Genomic DNA, 25,397 nt, shown 5'->3' with positions numbered 1-25,397 from the left:
GCACCGCGCCTGCCCTTGCCGGCCGGCGGCCATCCCAGGCGCAGAAAATCAGGAAAGACTCGCCATGATCATTCGGTACGCCCTGTTCGAAGGCGAAATCCAACCCGGACGCGAGAGCGAATTCCGGCGCTTCGTCAGGGAAAGGCTAGTGCCGCTGTGGACACAATTTCCTGGGGCGGAAGAGGTGCGCGTTCTGGATGGCACCGAGCGGGACGACGGCGCCCCCGTCTATGCCATGGTGCTTGCCATTCGCTATCCCGACATGGACACCTGCAGCCGGGCGCTTCAATCCGATGTCAGATTTCAAAGCCGCGAGTTGACCGGAGAGCTGCTCGAGATGTTCACCGGCCGCGTTCATCACCATGTTTTCGAGGCTAACGAGTATCCAACCGCTCGATAGGATGATCCAAAAGGCTTCACACGACAAGCGCCGCCGCACGTCCGAAACTAGACACCAACGGCATCTCAGACGGTTCACCCGTCGGTGTTCGTTTTGCAACAGCTCGATCGTGCCAAGGTCCGCCACGCCAGCACCTGCTCCTCGCGCATCCATGCTAGCGAGCGATGCTAGACTTTCCAGACGCTTGGCGATCGAGATGAACCCGAGTATCGGTTTTGGTTTGACCTGTTTGTAAAGCTCGTAAAGTCGGATCACGTGTTTTGGGCGTAGAGCTCGGTTACAGCTCTCGCGTAACGGTGGTGGACAGGACGTTCGCGCAGTTTAAGGTGAAGCAGATCAAAGGCAACAAAATACAAGTCGTGCTGCCGGCGGGTGATAGCTCTGCGCAGCGCTGTGAAGTCCGAAAGGCCCTTGTCGTTCAGAACGACGATCTCGCCGTCGACGATGGCGCTTTCGGCACCAAGGCGCTTGGCCTCTCTCACCAGGTCGCCATATTTCGCCGTCCAGTCGTGGCCGTTGCACGTATAAATGCGTGTGCCGTCTTCATCGATGGCCATCTGCGATCGGTAGCCGTCGAACTTGACCTCGTGGGTCCAGCCTTCACCCTCGGGAGGCTTCTCCACAAGGGTCGGCATCAACGGCTCGATGAACTTCAAACGCATGCACTGACCCACCCTCCGGCGATTCAATAAGATTAAGCTAAAATAGTTCCGAAACCGGAAATCAGCCTTTTGGTGCAACAAACACGTCAACTCGGCGTTGCGGGATGAGCGAAGGAGGAATCGATATGGCCGACGACAAGAGCAAGCGGGATTTTCGCGATCGGGACCGTGTCTCAGCCGACGAGGATTATGAAGTTGAATATTTCGCAACAAAGACCGGCATCACACCCCAGCAGGTCAAAGAGCTGATTGCGAAGCACGGCAACCAACGCGAGACGCTGGAGCGGGAAGCCAAGGCGCTGCGGAAACAATGACCAGGCTATCGGATCTCGGCAGACCACTGGTCGGGCACCGACATGAAGGCCCGCCCGCGAGCGAACTCGCGCATTTCATCCCTTGCCCTGTTTGCGGCCAGCAGATCGACATGCGCGATTTTCGCCAGGTCGCTTATCGTGCTGATCCGGAGCACGAGCCTCTCGAACGGGACGCGTAGGACCTTCGTGGGGGTAGCCCGCGCCTGCTCCCTCATCCCTTGTTGCACAGATCTGGGACACAGTCTTGCCGAGGGTTTGACCGCGTCAGCAACTCGCTGATAGCCTTACCTGTCAGTATTGGTGGAGGGAGGCATGAAACGCTGCATTCTCCTGTTTGCGGCCGTGACGCAGTCGCTTTAGGCTGGGAAGGACGCCGGCTTGACCGATCTGCGAACGTCCTGGGCGAAGCGAAAGGTGGTCGAGTATTATCTGGCGAACGTCTCATTTGAGGCAGCCTATCACCATTGCGGCGGCGATGATTTCATCGCGCTCGGCGACACGACCCCAGTCGAATTCCTGCTGTACTTGTATTTCGGGAAGACCGAGCGAGATTTGAAGAACTTTGCCCTGCGCGACTTGGGCATACTGCGCACCAACAAAAATGCGAACCTGAGTGCGCGCTTCACCGACGCCGACGAAGCCCATGCAAGCTTTCACTACAGCCGGCTGCTTGATCGACTCGAGATCAAATCCGAGGTTACCTTTCGCGCCTCTATTTCTGAAATTCTTGACGGTCCCAAATGCACTACCGACTACGCCGAGGAATTGAAAAGCAGAGCGGCGCACAGGGCGGGACAGTTTTTTGACAAAGACGGCGAGAAAGAAATTGCGATACAGCTTTATCGTGCCGGCTCATCCTTTGAATGCAATGAGCGCCTGACGCGTTTGCTGTACTCAACGGGAGATAAGAAAGGGTCGGAAGAGCTTCTTCGCAGGATGATTGACGATCCAGCGAGCGATGATGAATTCGTCTTTGCAAATGATTTTTATGCCCGCAAGTTCAACGGCCGAAGAACAGGGCTTTGCACCGAACTGCTGCGGGCCGGCCGTACCGTCACAGTCGACGACAGCTGGCGCGGAAATCCAGAGGCTGGTGTAGCTGGCGTCATGCGACGGCAGGGCCGCACGGTCTTCTATGCAGAGAATCAGCTCTGGCACTGCCTGTTCGGTTTGCTGTTCTGGGAAGAACTGTTCGAGTCCGGCCAGCTGCATTCGAGCTTCGACTGGGTGCCGCATTGCCTGAAAGACAAGAGCTTCGCGCGTCTATTCACGCGCGAGATCGACGCGAAACTGTCTGCCGTGTCGTCGCGGTCCGCGCTCGCCCTAATTTTACGCACCATCGCAGGAAAGTGGGGGACGCCGAACGGGCTCTTTGCCTGGGATCATGTCGACGTGGATGCGATACGGCCCTTGCTTGCCGCTCATCCCGGCGGGGTAAGCACGATCCTTCGGCTCATGAGCGAAGATTTTCGCGCTATGCGCGACGGCTTTCCGGACTTGATGACCGAACTAAACGGCGAGGTCGCTTTTCTTGAGGTGAAGGCGGAAGGGGACGCTGTACGCCGCAATCAACTCACACGCCTGCGTCAGCTCTCCAGCGCAGGCATCACGGCGGGAATCGTGCGGGTCGATTTTCGCTTCGATCCCGATCAAGAGTATGCCGTTGTCGACATCGAAACGACCGGAAGCTGGTCGAATGGCGACCGGGTTACTGAGATCGGTGCCGTAAAAATCCGCAATCATGAAGTTGTCGATGAATGGACTTCGCTGATCAACCCGCAGCGCTCGATCCCGGCGGCCATCACACGGCTCACTGGCATCACAAACGCCATGGTAAGAGACGCTCCGCTCTTCGCGGAGATCGCGGACAGCTTCTTGCAATTCATGGGCGACGGCATCTTCGTCGCCCACAATGTCAACTTCGACTACGGCTTTCTCTCCGGCGAATATGAACGGCTCGAGCGTCGCTTCCGGTTTCCCAAACTATGCACGTGCGCGACCATGCGCAGGCAATTCCCAGGTCATAAGTCCTACAGTCTTGCCAATCTTTGCGACGTGCACGACATCGACCTCAAAGGCCATCACAGGGCACTTTGCGACGCACGCGCCGCAGCTCATCTTCTCAACCTTATTAATGGGAAACGCGATCCCGGTCCTGCAACGCTCGCGGAGGAAGCTGCATAGGCTGGCGCAGCCGTGAGCTCGATTTTCACACGCGTCACATTGCCAGCAATCGCCGCTGTTGCGATCACGGCAGCACCAATCGCAGCGCAAATCATTGTAATCTCCGGGCCGGTGCAGGGCTCGATCATGAAGAGGATGTACTAACAACCGCTTCTGGTGAAGCGAGACCGATTGGCTCTGTCACTGCCGCGGCCCGGTATCGGGGACCGATCACCTTCTAAATCGACTTGCCAAATCAAAGCCCGCTGGCTTAAGCCGGCGGGCTTTCGACGAATTCATCGCCACGCTGGAGCGGTTGATCGGCGTCACCGCCATCCATCTAACCTGACCCGGCAGAGAATGAACAATGCCCGGCCGATATCGAACTTCAATGTCAACAAGGCGGTGACGGCAATGGCCTCCGACCGCAGAAACCGAGCCGCCCGCGTCTTTATGGGACTGTTCGCTGGCGGTCCGGCCAATCTGGAAGCCCATGGTTTCCATGCACGGGAGTTCTATCGCGCGATCAGCCTCCATGCTGGTCTGTCACACAACGATCAAGCCTCTGGACGGACCCTGCCGCCGGTTCTGCCGCCTGCAGGCAGGTGAAGGAGTACGAAATGCTGATCGCCAAGGACGTCATGACGTTGCCGGTCAACCTAGCGAGCAGCCTCGCAAACGAAATGCAAGAGGCACACGGAGGCGCCCCCGACGAAGGGTGCTAATGGACTCTTCACGTCAGCTTCTTGTTGACCTGCTCGTCCAGCGCCTTGCCGAAATCCTCCGCTGTCCAGCCAGCGTCCAGCGCACGATGGAACAGCGCCTGTTGCGTCTCCGGCGCAAGTCCGCCTATCGGCGGGTCGCGGTCGAGGTTGGTCGGGAAGGAATAGCCTTCGGCCGTCGAGGCGATCGCATTCGCGGCCGCATCCTTCGAGATAGCCCCCGTCGCCAGCATCTTCTGGATGGTCGGATAAAGCGCTCGGCTCATCCTGGCGCGGTCGACGCTTTCCATCGCCCGGCCATAGCCTGACGAGACCTGCAGCAGGTTGGCCATGCGGCGAATGTCTGAGGAGCGGTTGTTGCCGGCGCCGTGGAACAGGGCCGGATTGAAGAACGCCGCGTCGCCCTTCTCCAGGGCAAGCTGCACGTGGTGCTCGGCGAAATAGGCCTTGAACTCGGGCAGGCCCGTGGCGAGATAGCCGTGCAGATAGGCTTGCGAGTAGGGCAGATAAAGCGTCGGTCCGCTCTCCAGCGGCATGTCGCAATGGGCGACCGCACCCTGCAGCGTCAGCACCAGCGAGATGCGGTGAACATGCACCGGATAGTGCTCGATGACTTCCGGAGACTGGAAGCCCAGATGATAGTCGCGATGCGCCGATTGCGCCGCGCCGCCAGGGTTCACGCAGTTGATCTGCGACGTCATCTGATAGGCCGGGCCGAGCCAGGCCTCGGAGATCAGCGCGATGATCTCATTGCCGTAATAGGCCGCGAAGGCGGCGGAGTCGCGCAGGCAGAATTTTTCGAGCGCATTCCAGATGCGGTCATTGGCGCCCGGCTTGGCGAAATGGTCGCCGCCGCCGGTGCCGGTGGCATGCTGTTCGGCGATCATGTCGTTGAAAAGCGTCGTTGCGGCGTTGATCGGCGCGGTGTCGGCAAACGCCTTCTTGAACGCCACCACGCCCGGTCCGTCGGTCAGCGCCTCGACCCATTCCGCCAGCAGCGCCTTGCGGGTTTCGGCATCGCCCGCCGCCTTGCGCACCGCGTCGCCATCATAGATCGGCACGTTCTTTTCGATGCTGGCGGCGAAGGGATAGTCCGCAGCGTCCGTCTTCTGCTCGACGAGTGTGCGAAAATCCTCGATGTCGCATTGCTGCTTGGTCAGCCAGACCCTCGCGGACCGGATCCTGGCTAGGTTGTCGGCCTTCATGACGCATCCTCCTGTTGCGATTCTGATTGTGAGTGCCGTATACAACAGCCTGCTGTGCTTGTTGCCTCGCAAACACCTCAAAAACACCTCAGTCGATGTCGCGCGCATTTCTTCTCAAGGATATCGCCCTCCAAGCCGGGCTCAGCCTCGCCACCGTCGATCGTGTGCTGAACGACCGGCCGGGCGTGCGCGAGCACACCGTGCGGCGGGTGAAGCAGGCCATCGGCGAGCTCGAACAGCAGCGCGACCAGATCGGCCTTTCCGGCCGCAAATTCGTCCTCGATGTCGTCATGGAAGCGCCCGCCCGCTTCAGCGAGGCGGTCCGCCAAGGACTTGAGCAGGCGATGCCGTCCTTGCAGCCGGCGATTTTTCGCGCCCGCTATCACCTCGCCGAGACCCGCAACGTCGAGGCCACCGTCGGGATCATCGATGGCCTGCAGCGCAGGGGCAGCAATGGCGTGTTCCTCAAGACGCCTGACATCGCGGAGGTGAGGGCTGCGGCAGCGCGGCTTGTCGGCGCCGGCATCCCCGTGGTGACGCTGGTGACCGATCTCCCCGACACAGGACGGCAGGCCTATGTGGGGGTGGACAACCGCGCGGCGGGCGAGACGGCGGCCTACCTCTTGGGCGAATGGCTTGGCGGCGGCCCGGCGCGCATACTGGTGACCATCTCAAGCAACCGTTTCCGCGGCGAGGAAGAGCGCGAGATCGGCTTCAGGCAGGCGCTTCGCGAGCGCTATCCCGGGCTTGGCATTGTCGAGGTCAGCGAAGGCCATGGCCTCGACCGCGACACCGGCCGGCTCGCGCGTGATGCCTTGCGCGCGCATTCTGACATTGCCGGCGTCTATTCGATCGGCGGCGGTAATCTGGCTGTGATCGAGGCTTTCGCCGCGCTTGGCCGCCCCTGCCGCGCCTTCGTCGGTCATGATCTCGATGCCGACAACATCGCGCTATTGCGGGCCGGCCGCATCAGCGCCGTGTTGCATCACGATCTCGGTCAAGACATGCGCAACGCCTGCCTGCATGTCATGCGTGCGCACGGGCTGCTTCCGAAATCGCCTGTGGCGGGAATGGCCAACATCCAGATCATCACGCCGTTCAACTTGCCGCGGGCGGGGGCGGCGCCGTAGCTGCCGTCGAGGCAGCCCGGCACGTCATGTCGGGCTGCTGGGTTTATGAGGGCAAGGTTGGCGGCGCGCCGCTCAACGAGGAATTCGGCAAGGCCGTTGGCGCCTACGCCTATTGCCGCGATGCGGCCGTGGCAGTCGAAACCGCCAAGGACTACATGAAGCGCAAGCACAACGTCCGCGCTTCATAGCCCCAAGGCAATCTTTCGCCCTTCGTGGAAGGCATAGGGCGCCTGGCGCGGCGCGACGGCGTCGCCGATCTCCATGAAAGGCTGGGACGTACTTTCCAACTCTTTCGCCAGCCAATTCGCTGCCACATTGGTGGTTGCCAGAACAAGGCAAGCGCCCGGCACGAAGCTTTCTTCACCGGTGTTGTGGTCAACGACGGTCGCGCCGTCCCCGTGCCACGCCAGCACGCTGACATCCACCAGCCATGTGACGCCAAGCTGACGCAATGTCCGCCGCAGCGGGAAATCGGCAGCCGTGCGCTGGAGTTCCTTGCCGACCAGCGGATCGGGCGTCAGAATGGTGACTTGGTGACCTTCCTCGGCAAGTTTCCAGGCTGTGCCACCGCCGCGCCAACCGCCGCCCTCATCGAGCAAAAGCACGCGCTTACCCGGTCGCGAAACGCGGGCCATAACGGACTCGATGGAGAAGACATTGCCCTTTTCGATGCCCGGCAGGCTCGGCATTGCCGGCAGAGCCTTCTGAAACCCGGTTTCAGGAGACACGGACCCCGTAGCCAGGATGACGGTATCAGCTTCGAATGAGGCGATTTCCGAAGCTTCGACATAGGTATTCAGTCGTACGTCGACGTTCAGTTTGCCGAGCTGGCGATCATACCACCCAATGAGGTCGAGGATTTGGCCGCGTCGCGGTTGCAGTCCGGCGAGCAGAAAGTTCCCGCCCAATCTGCTGGAGGCTTCGGCCAGCACCACGTCGTGACCCCGCTCGGCGGCAACCCGAGCCGCCTCGAGGCCGGCGGGACCGCCGCCGACGACAAGCACCCGTTTCTTGATGGCGGCTGCGGTGAACCGGTCACCATCCCACTCAAACTCGCGCCCTGCCGAGGGATTGATAAGGCAGCTGATCCAGTAGTCGCGGGAACGGCGGCCCCAGCACATCTGGTTGCACGATATGCATCCGCGCACATCTTCCGGCCGGTCTGCAGCGGCCTTGCGGGCCAGGTGCGGGTCGGCGATCTGGCCCCGCACGATCGAGACCAGGTCTGCAGCCTTCTCGCCGAGCACCGTTTCGGCGTTTTCGGGCGTCCTGATATGGCTTTCGGCGATCACGAGCGCCGTCTTGACCACACTCTTGAGGACCGCTGCGAGATCGGTGCCAAGCCTCTCCGGGTAGAGAAACGTCGGCATTATCTTGTAGAAATCGAGGTAGCTGCCGGTGCCGCAGGTCACGTAGTCGACCAGCCCCTGCTCATCGTGCAGCCGAATGATCTCCGCCAGTTCTGGCCGACTAAGCGCGACGGTGTAGTCGGGCTCATCGCTGACCGACAGTCCAACGATGAACTCTCGGCCGCATGTTTCGCGGATGCGGGTCAGGATCTCGCGGGAGATCCGCGTACGATTTTCGAGCGAGCCTCCCCACTGGTCTTCACGTCGGTTTGTCCAGGGTGTCCAGAACTGATCGACCAGTCCGAGATAGGCGGCCCAGACTTCGACGCCGTCGAAGCCGGCTTCCTTGCAGCGGCGCGCGGCCTGGACAAAGCCGTCGATGGTTTCCCAGATCTCATCCTCGGACATAGCGTGGGAACCGTCGCTGTCATGGTAGCTTGGCAGGCCCGAGGGCGACCAATGCGCATGAAACGAGTTGTCCGAATCTCCGTGCGCACCGACGTGATAGAGCTGCTGGATGGCGATCGCCCCATAGTCCTTGATCGCGCGCGCAATCGGCTGGAAGTGCGGAATGACGCTATCGTCGCCAGGTCGAAAATTGCCGCGTGTCAGGACGGCGGCCTGATGAACGGGCATCGGTTCGACAACAATCATGCCGGCCCCACCGATGGCTCGCTCGGCATAGTAGGCGACGTGTCGTTCTGTCGGCACGCCATTCTCCGCCATGTTGGCGGTATGAGCCCCGAACACGATCCGGTTTCGCAGCGTGCGACTGCCCAGCTTTACTGGCGAGAACAGATGCGGAAAGAGTTTTGACATAAGTATCTCACCAGCAGTCGGATGGCACGGCTCGTGCGGCGGTCAGTTGGCTTGTCCCATCGTCACGGATTTCTGAAGCGCTGCGGCAAGGCCGTCCGTCACGGCAGATTCAAACCCGGCTGCACGCATGGCTTCGATTGCTGCCGCGGTGGTGCCGCGGTAGTCGAGGAAGGTCTGGACGATATCTTTGGGATTGTCTGCGCGAGCCTCGAGGAGTTTTCCGGTTCCAACAAGCACCGCGCTGACGCCCCGCCGGGCAATATCTGGGTTCATTCCTCGGCTGACCGCATCGTCGATCATCGCCGCCGCCAAAAGCGCCGGAAACGCCGGGCCGGAGCCGGTGAGGCCGGTCATGTAGTCGATGTCTGCTTCGGTTTTGACTTCGTCGGCAGCGCCACAGGCTTCCAGGATCCGGCGAATAACATTGCGGTCATCCGCGGTGACGCCTTGGGAGCCTATCCAGGGCGTGTAGGAATTGCGCACCTCTGCGGCTGCATTAGGAAGCGTGCGGACGACGCGGTCGGTCTTGAGACGTCGAGCCAATTGGTCGAGAGGGATCCCGGCCATGACCGACATGACAAGCTTGCCGGACGCAGAAATGTCGATGGCAGGCCAATCCTGGGGCCGGACCGAGACGATGATGACATCAGATCGATCCACCATTTCCTGATTGTCCCTGGTCCAGGCGGCGTTTGGCAGAAAGCCCGGTTGCCCGCTCCTGTAAGAGAGCATGAGGTGCTCTGCTGCAACTATTTGTGCATCGACAATGGCCTCGGCGAAGGCGCGTCCAAGCCAGCCGCCACCGCCAATTATCCCGATGCTCATGGGTTCGCTCATTGTCGCAACTCTTCCTCAGTCCGCCAAATAGTCATGTCTGGCGAAGAACCGATCCAGTTCACGCTGCTGCGGGGTCTCGCCTGTAAAAATCTCCACGTATCCGGGAATGCGCTTCATGCGGGCCGTGAGATCTTCCCGGGTCTGCATTGAGATGTAGCCGATCTGCACGAGGTAGACGGTGCGCGCTCGAACATCGGCCAAGCTTTCCTTGTAACCGAAGCGGACGAACATCTGGCTCATGGCGTCGAGACGCGTCTGGTCGGCTTTCTGGACCTCCGCCAGAATGTCAGGGGATTGAATCGCCCAGCTTCTGACTGCGAATTCGAACTGGGCATCGAACAAGGACTTGTCGAGCCAGCAGTCGAAAACGTTCAGCATCGCTTCGGCAACCGTCTCGGCATAGGCCTCGGCCTGCTTGACGAGGCTGCCGGTGTTCTTGTCGCGCCAACGCGCTACGAGGGCCGCCAACAGTTCTTCTCTGTCCTTGAAGAACCAATAGAAGCTGGTGCGCGACAGGCCCAGCTTCTTGGCCAATGGCGAGATTCTCACCGTGTCGACGCCGGATTCCAGAAGCAGGTCGTAGGCGGCTTCGAGCCATCCCTCCGGCGATCCACGCCATCCGCTATCGTTCGAAATCTGCTCCATGGGCGACTAGCCTAACAAAAGGTCAAACTGAAAACCAGCAAAATGTACACCTGTGTCGACTCTGTCGACTCTACCGAAGCTAAACTTGACATATGTGTACATTTCAGGTTAGCGTTCGCGCTTGTCCTACCAGCCCGGAGCCGGTCAGATGTCGAGCGATCCTCTTCTGCAACCTTACAAACTCAAGCATTTGACCCTGCGCAATCGCATCATCGTGACCTCTCACGAGCCGGCTTATCCGGAGGACGGGATGCCGAAGGAGCGCTATCTCGCTTACACGCTAGAGCGGGCGCGGGGCGGTGTAGCGATGACGATGACAGCCGGGTCCGCAGCCGTCTCGAAGGACAGTCCCCCGGTTTTCAACAACCTGCTCGCCTACAAGGACGAGATCGTGCCATGGATCAGGCAGATGACCGATGCGGTGCACGAAGAGGGCGCCGCCATCATGATCCAGCTAACCCACCTTGGACGGCGTACACGCTGGGACAAAGGCGACTGGCTTCCCGTTGTGGCGCCGTCCCATCATCGCGAAGCCTCCCACCGCGCGTTTCCCAAGAAAATTGAAGACTGGGATATCGAGCGCATCATCAAGGACTTCGCGGACGCCGCCGAGCGGATGAAGGCGGGCGGGATGGATGGCGTCGAGCTCGAGGCCTACGGTCACCTGCTCGAACAATTCACGTCTCCTCTCATGAATGACCTTGACGGCCCTTATGGCGGTTCCCTTGAGAACCGCATGCGCTTCTGTATGGACGTCTTGAAGGCGATCCGGTCACGGGTCGGCGAGGACTTCATCCTGGGCGTGCGCTATACTGCGGATGAATGTCTCCCCGGCGGCACTGGCAAGTCGGAGGGCATTGAAATCTCCAAACGGCTTAGGGAAAGCGGACTTGTCGACTACCTCAACGTGATCCGCGGTCACATCGACACCGATGCTGGTCTGACGGACGTCATTCCGATTCAGGGAATGGCGAATGCGCCGCATCTTGATTTTGCCGGTGAGATTCGTGCGGCAACCAACTTCCCAACCTTCCATGCAGCGAAAATACCGGATGTAGCGACGGCGCGCCACGCCATTGCATCGGGCAAAGTCGACATGATCGGCATGACACGCGCCCACATGACCGACCCACACCTCGTGCGCAAGATCATCGAAAAGCGCGAAGACGAAATCAGGCCCTGCGTGGGCGCCAACTATTGCCTTGACCGCATCTACCAGGGCGGGGCGGCATACTGCATTCACAACGCCGCAACCGGCCGCGAACTGACCATGCCTCACATCATCCCCAAGGCAGAAACCCGCAAGAAAATCGTCATCGTCGGCGCAGGTCCGGCCGGCCTCGAGGCCGCCCGCGTGGCGGGCGAGCGAGGACACGAGGTCGTGGTCTTCGAGGCTGCCAGCAACCCTGGCGGACAGATCCGCCTGACAGCGCTGAGCCCGCGCCGCAAGGAGATGATGAGCATCATCGACTGGCGCATTGCCCAGTGCGAAAAATACGGAGTGACCATCAAGTTCAACGCCTGGGCGGAAGCCGAAACCATCGAGGCGGAAAATCCGGATGTCGTCATCGTTGCGACGGGCGGGGTGGCGCACACCGACGTCCTTTCCAAGGGCAATGAGTTGGTGGTGTCTTCATGGGACATCATCTCCGGAGACGTAAAGCCGGGTAGCAATGTCCTGATCTTCGACGACGCCGGCGACCATGCCGCACTCCAGGCCGCGGAATTCATCGCGGGTGGGGGAGCGAAGGTTGAGATCATGACGCCGGATCGGTCCTTCTCCCCCGAGGTGATGGCTATGAACCTAGTGCCTTACATGCGGTCCCTGCAAAAGCTCGATGTGACCTTCACGGTCACCTATCGGCTCGAGTCTGTTGAAAAGAATGGCAACCAGCTCATTGCAAATGTCGGCAGCGACTACGGCGGCATATCCAGGCAACGCATCGTGGACCAGGTCGTTGTCAACCACGGCACCATTCCACTCGATGACATCTATTTCGAGCTGAAACCGAAATCGACCAATCACGGCGAGATTTCACACGATGAGCTGATCGCCGGACAACCGCAGTCGGTGGTGCGGAATCCGCAAGGCCAATTCCAGTTGTTTCGTATCGGCGACGCCGTTTCAGCGCGCAACACCCACGCTGCGATCTACGACGCACTTCGACTGGCGAAAGATATCTGACGTCCGGCCACGGACGATACCACCCGCTCACACCAAGGGCTGCAAGATGAACAGAAGTGATGCCCTGCAATATTTTGTAGACACCGCGTTCGTGGCCTTCGACCAGTTCGCACACGACCTGCGATCGCGCAGATCGATCATCCAACTCTTCGCCCAATCGGAGGTTCCTGGGCCGGAAAGGACCAAGGCCGGGAGCCGTTTGCCGGTCTGCTCTTATCTTGGCTCGGCGTTGGCGGAAGAAGCGATCCCGTCCACGCTCCGCAACTTGATCGAACGCTTCAAGGCGATCGAGCCGCTGCTCGAATGGCGGCCGAAATCAAATCCCGCCCCGTCTGCCAGCAGCAATTTCGCTGACGGTCACGCCAACGCGATGATCCTTGGTCCGGGCGGCATCGAGGACAGAAACGATCTGTGGCTCGGCGTCACTTTGATGGCTCCTCACGTCCGGTATCCCGACCACAATCATCCGCCGGAAGAAACCTACCTCGTGCTTTCGGATTCCGAGTTCAGGCAGGCTGACAAGGAGTGGTTTTCGCCGGGCATCGGTGGATCATTCTACAATCCGCCAGGCATCAAGCACGCGATGAGATCGCTGGAGTCACCGCTTTTCGCTTTCTGGGCGCTGCTGGTAGAACAGACCCATCATTGAACGACTTTTCCAGCAGCTCCATAGAACTGTTCGTCGACGCCTTAGCGCCATCCATCTTCGATTGAGCGCGGAGCGCCGCGCATCGAAGACGGACCGGATCGAGGATCGATCGAATGTTTTCTATGCGGCGACGCTCACACGACCGATCGGGCGAGAGCAGCAGGCAAGGATATAGCCATCGGCGATGTCCTCGTCCGTGATGCCGCCATTGTGCACCATGTGCACCCGCCCTTCGGTCTTGAGGACCTTGCAGGTCCCGCAGATTCCCATCGAGCATCCTGAAGGGATCACCAGGCCCGCAGAGCGTGCTGCTGCAAGAAGGGTATCAGTCTCGGCGCATTTCGCTGTGACGCCAGACGAGGCGAAGATGATCTCAGCCTGATTCTCTTCGTTTGGCATGACGTCGTCAGGTACGTCCTCGGCCTGCTCCGGCTCTGCCGCGAAGCTTTCCTGATGGTAGCGACTCATGTCGTAGCCGAGACCCGCAAGGGCCTCGCGCACGGCCCGCATGAAAGGCTCAGGTCCGCAACAGAACACCTCGCGCTCCAGATAATCCTGCGCCATCAGGCCCAGCATGATCTGGTTGAACATCCCCCGATAGCCGGTCCAGGACCGGAAGGGATCTGCCTCTTCGACGACCCATTTCAAATCGATGCCGACGATGCGCGACGCCATCAGTTCCATCCTGTCGCGCAGGATGATGTCGGACGGGCGGCGCGCGCAGTTGATGAAAACAATGTCCGGCTCGCGCCCGGAATCGTAGAGCCAAGTGGTCATCGCAACCATCGGTGTGATGCCGGAACCGGCCGAGATGAAAAGGTATTTCTCGACCGGATGATGGACAATCGAGAATTTTCCAGTCGGCCCTATAGCCTTGATGCGCGCGCCTTTGCGCAAATTGTCGAGCATCCATCTGGTGCCGATCGACCCTTCTTGCGCCTTGACCGTGACGGTGAGGGCAGTCGGACGCGAGGGCGAAGACGAGATCGTATAGGTGCGATAGGCCGGCCCCCCAGGAATTGGCAATTCCAGGGTGACGAACTGTCCCGGTTCATGATTGAACAGCGCGCCTGACGGACTCTGAAAGCTGAAGGTCACGACATTCGGCGCTTCCGGAGTACGGGTGACGCATTCCAACTCTTCTGCGTCGGTCCAGAACGCGAGTTTTTTGAATGCGCTCATCGGCTTATTCCGCTGCAACTTGACGGGGCGCAAGCGCGCGCTCAAGCCAGGCTGCATACCAGTCGACAAACTGCGTCACGCCGCTTTCCTGCCCGGGCGAATAGGGGCCAGGGATATAGGCCGGCGATAAGATTCCCAGCTGGTTGTTTTCGACAATCTCGCGGTCTTCGTCATTGGTAGCGATCCAGACCTCGGTCAGGCGCTTGAGGTTGTAATCCACACCTTCGACCGCGTCCTTATGCACAAGCCAGGTGGTGGTGACTTCGGTTTCAGTGGCGCTGATCGGCAACACCCGGAAGGTGAGGGAGTGGTCCGGCAGGAAGTGGTTCCAGGTAGAGGGATAATGGAACACGAGTAGCGAACCGGCGTCGGGCGGCGCAACCCGGCCAAGGTTCTTGGTGACGGCCGCCTTGCCGTCCATCGTATAGCTCATGGCCTTTTCCTGAAGCGGCATACGCGCCAGGCGGTACTGCCCGTCTCCGGCGAGTTGGAACTGCGCCGGCGCACCGGCGGCCGAGCAACGGTCGAAATGCGCCTGGAGCTTCGCCGATACCCTTCCATCAGCCTGAACGCCGGCGACTTCGGGATCGAGCGGGAAGGAGCGGCACAGCGCCGGATGATTGCTGCTGCAGTGATAACATTCGCGGTTGTTCTCCCACACCAGCTTCCAGTTGCCTTTTTCGATGATGGTCGACGTGTACGCGACCTTAGAATCCCTAAGGTCGTGGACTTCGAGATATGGCTGAGCCATCTGGGCGAAAGCCTCGAAATCAGGTGGAGTGGTGGACAGGCAGATGTAGATCAAGCCGTCGAGATTGCGAAGATTGACGGGCTTGAGACCATGTTTTGACGCATCGAATGCTGGGCCCATGTCATTCGCCCAGATCAACCTACCGTCAAGTTCGTACGTCCACTGGTGATAGGGGCAAACCAGCTTGGCCACCTGGCCTTCGCGTGCCTTGCAGATCAGCGACCCGCGATGACGGCACGAATTGTGAAAGGCGCGGATTTCGCCGTCGCGGTCTCGGACGACGATCACTTCATAGGTACCCACGCGCATCGTTACATAGCTCCCAGCTTTCGCAAGCTGGCACGCCGGGGCCGCGTAGAGCCATTCCTGGTAGAAGATGTGCTCGAGGTCGAGCTGGTAAATCGTCGGCGATGTGTAAAATGGCTGCTCAAGGGCATAGCCCGAGACGCGGCGCGCTAGCAATTCCTGGATCGAGGGGGAAGGGGTGTTCATGCGGAAATTCCATAGATGGCAGACCTATTTGGAATGAAATTCTCGGGCTTGAACGCCTTTTGCGCAACAGCAGTAATTTTCAGCACGAGTTAGTTCAGCTAATGTCTTCCACGCCGCGAGCTCCTATGAGCCAAGCGGTTACAAAGGGGTTTGATGCCAAGACCGTACGATCTCTCCTCGGTGACCGCACTTATCTGCTTCGAGGCGGCCGCCCGAAATGCAAGTTTCAAGAAGGCCGCTCAGGAATTGAACGTGACACCCGCGGCTATCAGCCACCAAATCAAGGCGCTTGAGGGTGACTTGGGATGTAGCCTGTTCCTGCGCAGGAGCCGCGGTGTTGAGTTGACCGAGAAAGGGGCGTTCTTGTTCCTTGCGGTGCAACGCGGGCTTGAGACGATTTCCGACGCCGTTAGTCACACGCGCGATCGGCCGGAAGCCGCAGACGTGACCATCCGGATAACGACGGCCGTCAGTTCGCTTTGGCTTACACCGAAGATTTCAACCTTCTGGAAAAGCCATCCCACCATCACTGTCTCACAGATCGTGAGCGACGTGCCTAGAGCAGCCATCCGTTGCGATCTAAGTATTCAATACGGAGATGCGCAGGAGAATCTCGAAGAGTGTCACAAACTCTTTCACGATCGCATCGTGGCGCTGGGAACGCCAAAATTCGCCGCTGAGCATGGCATTAGCCGAGTTGAGGATCTGCTCAAGGCACCTTTGATTCATACGAATAACGAGGAAACCGACTGGGAGAACTGGCCGGACTGGTTTCAAGCGCTTGGACACACCATCCCAAAGGGCCGCAGGTTTTCAGTCAACAACTACATGATTGCCCTCCAGGCCGCTCAGGATGATATCGGGGCGGTGTTGGGATGGGATGGATTGGTCAAAAGTCTGATGGATCAGGGACGGCTGGTCGCACTTGTGCCCGACAATATTCCATCGCCCAGGGCATTTTATCTGAAAATCCATCCCAGGGCAGGCCCGAAAGCCCGGCTCTTCGCGGAATGGCTCGTAAAGAGCACATAGCGGTTTACCAAAATGTTTCTGCGCGGGACCGAGACAGGCTAACGCGAAGGGGTGCCGTCCGCTCGTAATTGCTTTGACTGATAATACTCCCGAGGCTGCCGAGCCCACAAAGGGTTGGGCTCGCGCTGGTTGAGCTAAACGTCCGCGTGGCAGACTTGCATGTCGCATTCGGCATGTTCAGTTCCGTTTTGTGTAAGGCTCGGTCGCCAACGAGTGTCAGTGTGCTGCCATTCGGGGATTTGACATGAGCAACATCGCAACGTCAGGCAGAATCAGATCAGGAGGTCGTGCAGCGCGACAAATCCTGCGTACAACCCCCGACTTTCAAATGCTGCCCGGTTTGACCCGTGGCATCCCCGTCTGTGAGGTTATGGATGGATCCCAAGTCGAGAAGATCGACAATGCCTCCATGCACATCCTCGAAAACATCGGCGTGCTTTTTCGCGATCCGATCGCGCTGGACGATTGGAAACGCGCCGGCGCCAAGGTCGAGGGAGAGATGGTCTACCTCGACCGTGGATTAGTGCGTGAACTCATTTCCACCATCCCATCGGATTTCATCTACCATGCGAGAAATCCCGCCAACAATGTCCGTCTCGGCGGACGACATTCGGTCTTTGTCCCGATGACGGGCGCTCCCTATCTGCGCGACCTGGATGATGTTCGGCGCAATCCCATGCTCGAAGACCTGGCGATGTTCCACAAGCTGAGCCACATGATGCCCGCACTGCATTCGTCGGCACATCACATCGTGGAACCTTATGATCATCCGATCAGCCAGCGGCATCTTCGCATTACCTATTCCTCGATGAAGCATTCCGACAAGATGTTCATGGGAATGACGACGAGCGCCAAGAACGCCGAAGATGTGATGGATATGTGTGCGATCCTCTTCGGCGAAGATTTCATGGAAACGCATCCCGTCACTACCGGCAACTGCAACGGAAATTCCCCGCTGGTCTGGGATGAGGTCATGCTGGGTGCAATGCGGGCGTTCTGTCGGCGCAATCAGCCGGTGCTGTGCTCTCCGTTCGTGCTCGGCGGCGCCAACACGCCAGCCTCCGTGCCTGCGACCGTCGCACAGCTTAACGCCGAGGCACTCTCGGCGCTGGCGTACACCCAAGTCATCCGCAAGGGGACGCCGGCGATCTATGGCCACTACCTGTCGACCGTCAGCATGAAATCCGGCGCCCCGATGGCAGGCACGCCCGAGATCTCCCTAATGAACTTCATGATAGGGCACAAATGGCGCGCCATTATAACCTGCCATGGCGCACATCGAGCCATCTCGGTGGGGCCAAGACCTTCGATGCGCAAGCCGGCTATGAAAGCGCAACGACGATGTCGGCGGTCCTGCATTCGGGCGCGAACTACATCTGGCATTCTGCGGGTTGGAATGAGGCCGGGATGCACTGCTCGGTCGCAAAATTCGTCGTAGACGCGGAGCAATGCGCCATGGCCTATCGAATGGCCGAGGGACCTAAATGGGACGATTTCGATCAGGCCCTAACCGCGATTCCCGATGTCGGACCGGGCGGGCACTATCTGGGCCATCCTCACACATTGGAGAATTTTCAAAAAGCGTACTTCATGCCCGAACTCTTTGACAACAACTCGGTCGAGCAATGGCAGGCGGAAGGCGCCCTCGACACCACGAAACGCGCCCTGAACCACGCTCGCCGGCTGCTGTCGGAGTACCAAGAACCCAAGCTCGACGAGGCCAAGGACGAGGCGCTGAGGGACTACATCGCTCGTCGTGAGCAGGAAATCCCGGCAGCCGATGAACTCAATCAAAGCTACTAGTTTTCTGATGGCTGGCGAGTGTCTGCGTTGAAACGACAATGCAAGGGCGGCTGAACTGTTGCTCGTGAAGAAAAGGAAGGCTGTGATGAGGGGTAAAGTAGCGCTGGTGACCGGCGCGGCGGGCGGTATAGGGTCGGCAGTTGTGCGAGCCCTTTGTGCGCGGGGTGTGAAAGTCGCGGTCGCCGATCGAGACGTCTCGGCGGTCGAAGCCGACGCCCATTTTCCGGGCGACCTCCGCGACGCCGCCTATTCGGGCGCACTTCCAGAAGCGGTCGCCAAAGCCCTCGGCGGCCTTGATATCGTCGTCAACAATGCAGGTGTCATCACGCGCGGCAAAGTCACTGAAACGACTGACGCAGACTGGTCGCTGTCCCTAGGTGTCAATGTCGAGGCGCCGTTCCGCATCAGCCGCGCCGCGATACCGCTCATGGCCAAAGCCGGCGGAGGCGCGATCGTCAACATCTCTTCCTGCTGGGGCGTACGACCCGGCCCGAACCATGCGGTCTATTGCATGACGAAGGCGGCCATCGCATCGCTGACGCAATGCATGGCAATCGATCACGCGCCGCAGGGCATCCGGATCAACGCCGTTTGCCCCAATGAAGTGAACACGCCGATGTTGCGCACCGGCTTCTCGATACGCGGGCTTGACCCGGATACAGCAGTTGGGGAGCTAAACAAGACCGTACCGATTGGCCGCATCGCCGAACCGGAAGACATTGCCGATGTGGTGGTTTTCCTCGCATCCAACGAGGCGCGCTACGTCTGCGGCGCGCTTGTTGAAGTGAACGGAGCGAAGTTCTGAGTATGGGCCGCTTCACCGGAAAGGTGGCGCTCGTCACCGGCGGGCGCAGCGGCATCGGTCACGCCATTGCGCTTCGCCTGCGAGAGGACGGCGCGCGCGTGTTCACCGCACAGCGAGGCGATCATGCCGAGTTCGAAGCGAGGACCGCCGACTTCGCCGACGGCGGAGCCCCCGAGGCCATTATCGACGACGTCGTCGGGCTCGCCGGGCGCCTCGACGTGCTGGTCAACAATGCCGGCATGATGCAGGAAGCCCGCGTCGAAGACGTGTCGCTCGCCGACTGGGAGCGGACCTTGCGCATCAATCTGACCGCGCCGTTTCTCCTGATCAAGGCAGCCCTGCCGCACCTGCGCGCAGTGAAGGGTAGCATCGTCAACGTTGGCTCGATCGAAGGTCTCGGCTCCAACTCGAAGCACGCCGCCTACTGCGCGTCGAAGGCTGGTCTGCATGGGCTGACCCGTGCCGTGGCGGTCGATCACGGCGGGGAAGGCATTCGTTGCAATGCAGTGGCGCCGGGCTGGATAGACACCGACCTCAACGTTGATTTCATCAACAGCATGCCCGACCCGGTCGCCTTTCGCCGCGACATCGCCCGAATTCATCCCATCGGTCGCACCGGCAAGCCGGAAGAGGTTGCAGCCTTGGTTGCCTGGCTGGCATCCGAAGAGGCGGCTTTTGTCACTGGACAAGTCTGGACCGTGGACGGCGGCCGGATGGCGAAGCTCAGTCTGCCACAGTGATTAGCGGGCGCCGAGCGTTGCGCCGCCGTCGATGACGATGTTTTCCATGGTTATGTGGCGGCTACGGCCCGACAGCAGGAACAGGACGAGATCACAGACGTCCTCCACCTCGGCCATGCGGCCGAGCGGGATGCCAAGGCGGTAGCGTTTCGGGTCACCCTTCAAAACGCCTTCTCGACTGCCTGTTGTCGTCTGAAAATGTTGCTGCATTGCGGTGTTCGTTGAGCCCGGCGATACGATGTTGCAGCGAACGTCATACTCGGCAAGCTCCAATCCAAGACACTTCATCGCATGAATGATGCCGGCCTTGGAAGCCGGGTAAGAGCCGAGCCCCATGCGCGCCGCTGTGCCTGAATTCGACCCCAATGTTACGATGCTGCCCGCATGTCGCGATGCCATATGCCGCGCGACCGGAAGCGTGATTTCCAGTGTGGAGATCAGGTTGAGATCGATAACCCGACGCAGGCTTTCAGGGTCGCAATGCAGCAGACTGCCTGTCTCCAGCATACCGGCGGCATTCACCAGCCCGATGATATTGGGATCGGTATCGATCCAGGTCGCCAGTCGAGCGCCAAAGGCTCGCGCGTCGCGAAGATCAAGAGCTTCGGCAACCAACCCGGGTGCGGCGTCGCCCACACCCGCGGTGAGCGCCTCAAGTTTCTTTTGAGACCGTCCTACCGCGATCACTCTTTTGCCCTCGCGCAAGGCTGCCAGAGCGATCGCCTTGCCGATACCCTGGGTCGCGCCGGTGACAATGATCGTGCCTGTTCTCTGCATCGGATTGGTTTTATTCATCGCGCGCTTTCCATTCCTTCCAACGCAGCAAGAAGTTGGCGCCAATCTGGCGAAACGGTTGCGGTGGCAGTTTCCTAGGCCGCGCTTGGGCCGTAAAATAGTCCGTGACAATGCTGGTCTGTCCGCAGGCCAGTTCGGCTGCGCCAATGCCGGTCAAGGTCCCGCGCGTCGTTCCAAGACCGTTCTGGACGCAGCCGGAATAGACGCCGTCGTCGACCTGGCGCATCACGGCAACGCCGTTGAGCGTCAAGCATAGGTGTCCGGACCACGCATACTCCATGGTCATGCCCGCGAGGCTCGGGAAGCGCTGATCAAATTTGCGCTGCATGACTCTGGCGGCGCGCTGGAGGTCGGCTTGCGTCGCCTCGCAGTTCGGCCTCAGCACTGCACAGGTGCGTGTCACGACTCGGTTTCCGCCCTGCCCGAGGTCGATGCGACGCACGGTGGTGCCCATGGGATCGGAAGGTGTAACCCCCCAGCGTGGCTGGCCGCCGAGGCTTTTGAGCGCTTCAGCATCCAGTTCGGGTGTCATCACGGCGAACAGAAATATCTGCATTAGCCGGTCTTGCTCGAAACCGAAGCTTTCCAGATGTCCGTTGACGGTCAGGATCACACGCGGGGTGCTCACCGAGCCGGTTGGCGCAATCACGCGCCAGCATCCGCTCTCGCGCACGAAGCCAGTGACCGGGCTGTCCTCGAAGATGGTGACGCCTTTGCTCACGAGACCAGCACCGAGACCGCGGACGTATCCGGCCGGCTGCAGCATCACCGTACCGGGCGTGTAAAGCCCGGAAACGTAATGCGACGAGCCGGTGACCTCACGCATGGCCCGTTCGCCGAGCAGTTCGCTCGGCTCGCCGAGCTTTGTCAGGTGGCTGGCGTAGCTCCTGTTGTGTTCATCTGCAGCGGCGCTCGCTGCACCGTTGATCTTGCCAGCTGGGTCAAAGAAGTTCCGGTCTATGCCGTATTCTTCGACGGCATCGCGTGCATAGGCGATGGCGTGGCGATTGAGCCCGATCATTGCGCGGTCGTCGCCGTCGCCGGAATAATTGTCAGACTGCACTTCGTGCGGCAGGTCGATCATGAATCCTGAATTACGCCCGGTGCCCCCTTCGGCCAGTCGCCCGGCTTCGAGAACAGTGATACGCGCTCCCGGCTGCAATTCTGTCAGCCGCCTTGCCGCTGACAGGCCGGCGAAACCACCGCCGATGATGACGAAATCGGCGGTGCTGTCGCCCTCAATTCGCGGGAGCGACACCTGTTGTCCAAGGATGGCGTTCCAGGCCGCCGGTCCTAGACGTACCGGCAAGCGCCGCGCGGAGTATGAGCTCAATCCACAGCCTCATCGGCGTCGTCGGCAAGGTCGACCCAGATGGTCTTGATGCGAGTGTACTGGTCGTGCGCGTGAATGCCATTGTCACGGCCACCGAAGCCAGACGACTTGAAGCCCCCGAAGGGTGTCGTGATGTCGCCTTCGCCGAATGAGTTGACAGTCACGGTGCCTGCTCGAATGGCGCGGGCGCCGCGCAACGCGCGCTTGACGTTGCTGGTGAAGATCGATGCAGCAAGGCCGTATTCCGTGTCGTTGGCCAGCGCGATCGCCTCCTCGAAGCTGCCAACCGTGAGTACCGAAAGTACCGGGCCGAACACCTCCTCGCGAACGATCTTGGAGTTCGTGTCTGTGACGTCGATGATTGTGGGTTCGACAAAGCCGTCCTTGGCCTTGCCGCCGAGAAGCACTTTTTGCCCCTTCTCAAAATAGGAACACACCTTATCGAAATGCGCCATCGAGACTAACGCGCCGACGCGATTTTCCGGATTGAGCGGATCGCCCATCGGCCATTCCCGCGCGTGCGCCACCACCCGTTTCATCAACTCGTCTTTGATGCCGCGCTGGACGATAAGACGTGAGGCCGCGCTACAGTTTTCGCCCATGTTCCAGAACGCGCCGTTGACAATGTGGGCGGCGACACGGTCGAGATTCTCGGCATCGTCGAGAACCACGGCTGGATTTTTGCCACCCATCTCGAGGGTCACCTCCTTGAGATTGGAGTCGGCCGAATATTGAGGGAATCGCCGTCCTGTCGCGGTCGAGCCGGTGAAGGACACCATGTCTACATCCATATGGCGTCCGAGAGGTTCACCAACTTCGGCGCCGCCACCTGGCAGCACATTAAATACACCCGCGGGGACGCCCGCTTCCATCGCGAATTCGGCAATTCGCAGTGCGGTCAGCGTCGTTTCCTTGGCCGGCTTGACGATGACGGAATTGCCTGCCGCAAGTGCCGGACCGATCTTCCACGCCAGCATCAGCAGTGGGAAATTCCAGGGCAGGACGAGGCCCACGACGCCGATCGGCTCCCGAACGATCATTGCAATATGGTTGTCGGAGGTTGGAGACACCTGATCGTAGATCTTGTCGATAAGCTCCGCATGCCACTGCAAGCAGTGGATCGTCTCGGGCACGTCGACGTTCTCGCAGTCATAGATTGTCTTGCCGCTGTCGAGGCTTTCGAGAACCGCGAGTTCGCGGGCGTTGCGCTTTATAAGCTTGGCCATGCGGAGCAGAATCTGCTTGCGTGCTGTCGGATGCAGGCGCGACCAGCGACCGTCCTCAAAGGCGTCTCGTGCTTTCTGGACGGCGAAGTCCACGTCCTCGGCGGCGCATGCCGCGACCTTGCCAAGGACTTTTCCAGTCGCTGGATTGGTCGTATCGAAGGTTTTTCCGGAGATCGCGGGCCGAAAGCTGCCGTCTATGAAGGCCTGGGTCGGGAACTCGATCTTGGCGGCAAGCGCTGCATATTCTTCGTGTGTGAGAAGATTGCCCATTTTCATGCCTCCGCCTGGATTTTCGAGATCGTCCGCTTCAGTACCTGGACGACCTGTTCGAGCTCGCGCATATCATCCCTGTTCAGCGCCCGCAGGGGCGGCCTGGGGGGGCCGGCCTTGAAGCCGGCCATCTCGCAGCCATACTTGATGCACTGAATGAACTTGCCGCCTTGTTCAAGCACGCGCATCAGCGGCATCATGGCCGACATAATGCGTCGGCCCTTGGCAAAGTCACCATCGATTGCGCAAGCCTTGTAAAGCGCGATGTGTTCTTTCGGCAAAAAGTTAGAGCCGCCGCAGACCCAGCTGCGCGCGCCCCATGCGAAGAATTCAAGCGCCTGGTCGTCCATCCCGCACGACATCTGAATATGCGGATAGTCTCGCGCCAGAAGATGGACGCGGTTGATGTCGCCGGAACTTTCCTTGATGGCGCAGAAATTCCGGCTTCGCCCCACCCTGTCGAGAAACTCTTCGCCCATGTTGATGCCCATGCGGCCGGGATAGTTGTAGAGCATGATCGGAAGGTCGGCCGCGCGGTCGATGGCAAGCGCATTCAAGGCATTCTCGCGTTCCGTTGGGACCGAATAGGGAGGCGAGCCGATCAGGATGGCAGAGGCGCCGATACTCGCTGCGGTGTCGGCCATCGTGATCGAATCGGGTAAGCGGATCGCGCCGGTGCCGATGATCAGTTCTACCCGATCTCCGATGACCTCCTTGGTAAGCTTGGCCATCTCGATCCGTTCATCCATGGTATGGGCGTAGTATTCGCCTGTCGATCCGCCATTGATGATGCCTTGGACACCAGATTCGATCAGATGCTCGACCATCATGACAAAACTATCCCGATCAATCGAACCGTCGTCGTGATGCGGAGTGATGACAGGTGTGTAAATACCCTCGAACTTCATAATTCCCTCACTTTCACTCGGCGACGGGTGCGCGACCCAAAGGAATCTGGATGCTGGGCACGCGGACAAAACTCTCGATTTCTGTTCGAGACAATTCCCAGTGCGCAATCGCTAGGGCGGCGGAGCCGTCAGAATCGGCAGCCTCGATCAACTCGATGAATTCATCGTGCTGGTCGGCGGCTATGGCGCGCTGCGCTGCCAGTGCCGGATTGCGCGGATTGTAGAAGGTCATGCCAATGCGGGTGTGGTCGATCAGCAGCCGCCGCAGGCTTGGTATCAGAAAATCATTGTCAGCCATCTCGCCAATAACCGCATGGAAGCGTTCGTTCATAAGGGCTCTACCTGCGGTGTCTCCATCGCGGATGGCGGCACGAAAGAGCAACTGGATATCCTTCAGTCGCATCACTTGTGCCGGCTTGGCATTCTCCGCAGCCAGCCGCGAAACAGCCGAATAGATCATCGGTGCGGCAACGAAGAAGTTGCGCAACGTCTTGTGCGTCATCGGGGCAACTTGAGCTCCGCGATTTTCGTGCAAGACGAGATAACCTTCTCCGGCGAGCTGGCGCAGCACTTCGCGAAGCGGCGGACGCGAGATTGAATAGGCATCGGCCAGTTGCGTCTCGTCGACGTAAAGACCGGGTTCCAGGTCTTGGGTCAAAATTCGCCGCCGGAGCGCATCCAGGCAGATCGCTTTCCTACTCCGATTGTCCTCTTCCATAGCCCCCGCTCCCGATCGCCTCGACGCGAACCTTAGTGAAGGTTCTTTGTAGCGGGATAAAATACATATTGTCTACAGCTTCGTTTTGTGTTTTTTAGCGCAGGTAAGATCGCCAAGACGGGCGACTGGGAAATGGGGCCGATCATCCTGCTGCGATTCCAACTGGCGAGCGTTTGCCACGTTGTGATCATGAAATTGCAGCATTCTAACGCTCTATACAAGCAATCTGAAGGTGCGCCAAAATATATATGAGAGCATGCTT

At 59.7% G+C, this 25,397-nt stretch carries 24 protein-coding genes and 2 pseudogenes; 12 read left to right on the top strand and 14 right to left on the bottom strand.

What is annotated here, in order from left to right:
* Window positions 1-64 precede the first annotated feature (64 nt).
* On the top strand, window positions 65-400 hold the full coding sequence (locus NKJ76_RS10895; RefSeq protein ID WP_352443390.1) for a hypothetical protein: 336 nt from the start codon (window positions 65-67) through the stop codon (window positions 398-400).
* A gap of 251 nt (window positions 401-651) precedes the next feature.
* On the opposite strand, the gene NKJ76_RS10890 is transcribed toward NKJ76_RS10895, so the two are convergent.
* Window positions 652-1,062, bottom strand: coding sequence for an ATP-dependent DNA ligase (locus tag NKJ76_RS10890; RefSeq protein WP_352537383.1), 411 nt, complete (start codon window positions 1,060-1,062; stop codon window positions 652-654).
* Window positions 1,063-1,187: 125 nt separating this feature from the next.
* On the opposite strand from NKJ76_RS10890, the gene NKJ76_RS10885 reads away from it, so the two are divergent.
* A complete protein-coding gene (locus NKJ76_RS10885) occupies window positions 1,188-1,376 on the top strand; it encodes a DUF3606 domain-containing protein (protein WP_023823908.1) in 189 nt (62 codons plus the stop codon).
* 5 nt (window positions 1,377-1,381) lie between these two features.
* Here the strand turns inward: NKJ76_RS10885 and NKJ76_RS10880 are convergent, their stop codons facing one another.
* Complete coding sequence (locus NKJ76_RS10880) at window positions 1,382-1,531, bottom strand: hypothetical protein (protein WP_352443388.1); 150 nt, start codon at window positions 1,529-1,531, stop codon at window positions 1,382-1,384.
* A 223-nt stretch (window positions 1,532-1,754) separates the two neighbouring features.
* Here NKJ76_RS10880 and NKJ76_RS10875 point away from each other — a divergent pair, with 223 nt between their 5' ends.
* Window positions 1,755-3,560, top strand: coding sequence for an exonuclease domain-containing protein (locus tag NKJ76_RS10875; RefSeq protein WP_352537382.1), 1,806 nt, complete (start codon window positions 1,755-1,757; stop codon window positions 3,558-3,560).
* Window positions 3,561-3,770: 210 nt separating this feature from the next.
* Here NKJ76_RS10875 and NKJ76_RS10870 read toward each other — a convergent pair whose 3' ends face one another.
* Both NKJ76_RS10870 and NKJ76_RS10865 read right to left on the bottom strand, forming a co-directional pair.
* The gene (locus tag NKJ76_RS10870) at window positions 3,771-4,043 is read right to left on the bottom strand and encodes a hypothetical protein (protein WP_352537381.1); all 273 of its coding nucleotides are present in this window, start codon (window positions 4,041-4,043) and stop codon (window positions 3,771-3,773) included.
* A 229-nt stretch (window positions 4,044-4,272) separates the two neighbouring features.
* Window positions 4,273-5,466, bottom strand: a complete 1,194-nt coding sequence (locus NKJ76_RS10865) for a phytanoyl-CoA dioxygenase family protein (RefSeq protein ID WP_352537380.1) — start codon at window positions 5,464-5,466, stop codon at window positions 4,273-4,275.
* Window positions 5,467-5,561: 95 nt separating this feature from the next.
* Here NKJ76_RS10865 and NKJ76_RS10860 point away from each other — a divergent pair, with 95 nt between their 5' ends.
* Window positions 5,562-6,596: a LacI family DNA-binding transcriptional regulator gene (locus NKJ76_RS10860; RefSeq protein WP_352537379.1), complete on the top strand. Its 1,035-nt coding sequence runs from the start codon at window positions 5,562-5,564 to the stop codon at window positions 6,594-6,596.
* Window positions 6,597-6,652: 56 nt separating this feature from the next.
* Window positions 6,653-6,784 (top strand): annotated as a pseudogene (locus NKJ76_RS10855) (cobalamin-binding protein); the annotation flags it as partial.
* On the opposite strand, the gene NKJ76_RS10850 reads toward NKJ76_RS10855, so the two are convergent.
* The 3 genes from NKJ76_RS10850 to NKJ76_RS10840 are packed head-to-tail and all read right to left on the bottom strand — an operon-like array spanning window position 6,779 to window position 10,246.
* Window positions 6,779-8,764, bottom strand: a complete 1,986-nt coding sequence (locus NKJ76_RS10850; protein ID WP_352537378.1) for an oxidoreductase — start codon at window positions 8,762-8,764, stop codon at window positions 6,779-6,781. The pseudogene NKJ76_RS10855 and the gene NKJ76_RS10850 overlap by 6 nt on opposite strands.
* A gap of 42 nt (window positions 8,765-8,806) precedes the next feature.
* Window positions 8,807-9,601, bottom strand: a complete 795-nt coding sequence (locus NKJ76_RS10845; RefSeq protein ID WP_352537377.1) for a pyrroline-5-carboxylate reductase family protein — start codon at window positions 9,599-9,601, stop codon at window positions 8,807-8,809.
* A 15-nt stretch (window positions 9,602-9,616) separates the two neighbouring features.
* Window positions 9,617-10,246 (bottom strand): TetR/AcrR family transcriptional regulator, encoded by a 630-nt coding sequence (locus NKJ76_RS10840; RefSeq protein ID WP_352537376.1) that lies wholly within the window; start codon window positions 10,244-10,246, stop codon window positions 9,617-9,619.
* A gap of 148 nt (window positions 10,247-10,394) precedes the next feature.
* Between NKJ76_RS10840 and NKJ76_RS10835 the strand changes: the two genes are divergently transcribed.
* Together NKJ76_RS10835 and NKJ76_RS10830 are read left to right on the top strand one after the other, a co-directional pair.
* Window positions 10,395-12,431, top strand: a complete 2,037-nt coding sequence (locus tag NKJ76_RS10835; RefSeq protein ID WP_352537375.1) for an oxidoreductase — start codon at window positions 10,395-10,397, stop codon at window positions 12,429-12,431.
* A 46-nt stretch (window positions 12,432-12,477) separates the two neighbouring features.
* The gene (locus NKJ76_RS10830) at window positions 12,478-13,080 is read left to right on the top strand and encodes a dimethylsulfoniopropionate lyase (RefSeq protein ID WP_023731479.1); all 603 of its coding nucleotides are present in this window, start codon (window positions 12,478-12,480) and stop codon (window positions 13,078-13,080) included.
* A 120-nt stretch (window positions 13,081-13,200) separates the two neighbouring features.
* Here NKJ76_RS10830 and NKJ76_RS10825 read toward each other — a convergent pair whose 3' ends face one another.
* Both NKJ76_RS10825 and NKJ76_RS10820 read right to left on the bottom strand, forming a co-directional pair.
* Window positions 13,201-14,262: an FAD-binding oxidoreductase gene (locus NKJ76_RS10825; protein ID WP_352537514.1), complete on the bottom strand. Its 1,062-nt coding sequence runs from the start codon at window positions 14,260-14,262 to the stop codon at window positions 13,201-13,203.
* A gap of 4 nt (window positions 14,263-14,266) precedes the next feature.
* Window positions 14,267-15,505 (bottom strand): aromatic ring-hydroxylating oxygenase subunit alpha, encoded by a 1,239-nt coding sequence (locus NKJ76_RS10820; RefSeq protein WP_352514386.1) that lies wholly within the window; start codon window positions 15,503-15,505, stop codon window positions 14,267-14,269.
* 153 nt (window positions 15,506-15,658) lie between these two features.
* Here NKJ76_RS10820 and NKJ76_RS10815 point away from each other — a divergent pair, with 153 nt between their 5' ends.
* The 5 genes and pseudogenes from NKJ76_RS10815 to NKJ76_RS10795 all read left to right on the top strand — a co-directional run bounded on the left by NKJ76_RS10815 (window position 15,659) and on the right by NKJ76_RS10795 (window position 19,885).
* Window positions 15,659-16,537, top strand: a complete 879-nt coding sequence (locus NKJ76_RS10815) for a LysR substrate-binding domain-containing protein (protein ID WP_352514387.1) — start codon at window positions 15,659-15,661, stop codon at window positions 16,535-16,537.
* Window positions 16,538-16,781: 244 nt separating this feature from the next.
* Window positions 16,782-17,720: pseudogene (locus NKJ76_RS10810) on the top strand (trimethylamine methyltransferase family protein); the annotation flags it as partial.
* Between the two features lie 62 nt (window positions 17,721-17,782).
* Window positions 17,783-18,340, top strand: a complete 558-nt coding sequence (locus tag NKJ76_RS10805; RefSeq protein WP_352537374.1) for a trimethylamine methyltransferase family protein — start codon at window positions 17,783-17,785, stop codon at window positions 18,338-18,340.
* An 85-nt stretch (window positions 18,341-18,425) separates the two neighbouring features.
* Window positions 18,426-19,145 carry an SDR family NAD(P)-dependent oxidoreductase gene (locus tag NKJ76_RS10800; protein WP_352537513.1) on the top strand — a complete coding sequence of 240 codons (720 nt, stop codon included), beginning with the start codon at window positions 18,426-18,428 and terminating at the stop codon, window positions 19,143-19,145.
* Between the two features lie 2 nt (window positions 19,146-19,147).
* Window positions 19,148-19,885, top strand: a complete 738-nt coding sequence (locus NKJ76_RS10795) for an SDR family NAD(P)-dependent oxidoreductase (protein WP_352537373.1) — start codon at window positions 19,148-19,150, stop codon at window positions 19,883-19,885.
* Here the strand turns inward: NKJ76_RS10795 and NKJ76_RS10790 are convergent, their stop codons facing one another.
* The 5 genes from NKJ76_RS10790 to NKJ76_RS10770 are packed head-to-tail and all read right to left on the bottom strand — an operon-like array spanning window position 19,886 to window position 25,135.
* A complete protein-coding gene (locus NKJ76_RS10790; RefSeq protein ID WP_352537372.1) occupies window positions 19,886-20,680 on the bottom strand; it encodes an SDR family NAD(P)-dependent oxidoreductase in 795 nt (264 codons plus the stop codon).
* Window positions 20,673-22,013 carry an NAD(P)/FAD-dependent oxidoreductase gene (locus NKJ76_RS10785; protein WP_352514392.1) on the bottom strand — a complete coding sequence of 447 codons (1,341 nt, stop codon included), beginning with the start codon at window positions 22,011-22,013 and terminating at the stop codon, window positions 20,673-20,675. Before NKJ76_RS10785 ends, NKJ76_RS10790 begins: the two co-directional genes overlap by 8 nt.
* Complete coding sequence (locus tag NKJ76_RS10780) at window positions 22,010-23,509, bottom strand: aldehyde dehydrogenase (protein WP_352537371.1); 1,500 nt, start codon at window positions 23,507-23,509, stop codon at window positions 22,010-22,012. Before NKJ76_RS10780 ends, NKJ76_RS10785 begins: the two co-directional genes overlap by 4 nt.
* A 2-nt stretch (window positions 23,510-23,511) precedes the next feature.
* Entirely contained in the window at window positions 23,512-24,417 is a 906-nt protein-coding gene (locus tag NKJ76_RS10775; protein WP_352537370.1) for a dihydrodipicolinate synthase family protein, read from the bottom strand.
* A 13-nt stretch (window positions 24,418-24,430) separates the two neighbouring features.
* Window positions 24,431-25,135, bottom strand: coding sequence for a GntR family transcriptional regulator (locus NKJ76_RS10770; protein WP_352514395.1), 705 nt, complete (start codon window positions 25,133-25,135; stop codon window positions 24,431-24,433).
* Window positions 25,136-25,397 lie beyond the last annotated feature (262 nt).

The organism is Mesorhizobium sp. M0029, from assembly GCF_040323735.1.
Taxonomy (GTDB): Bacteria; Pseudomonadota; Alphaproteobacteria; order Rhizobiales; family Rhizobiaceae; genus Mesorhizobium.
The sequence above is the reverse complement of the archived record's forward strand: the minus strand, read 5'-3'. Positions and strand labels throughout refer to the sequence as shown.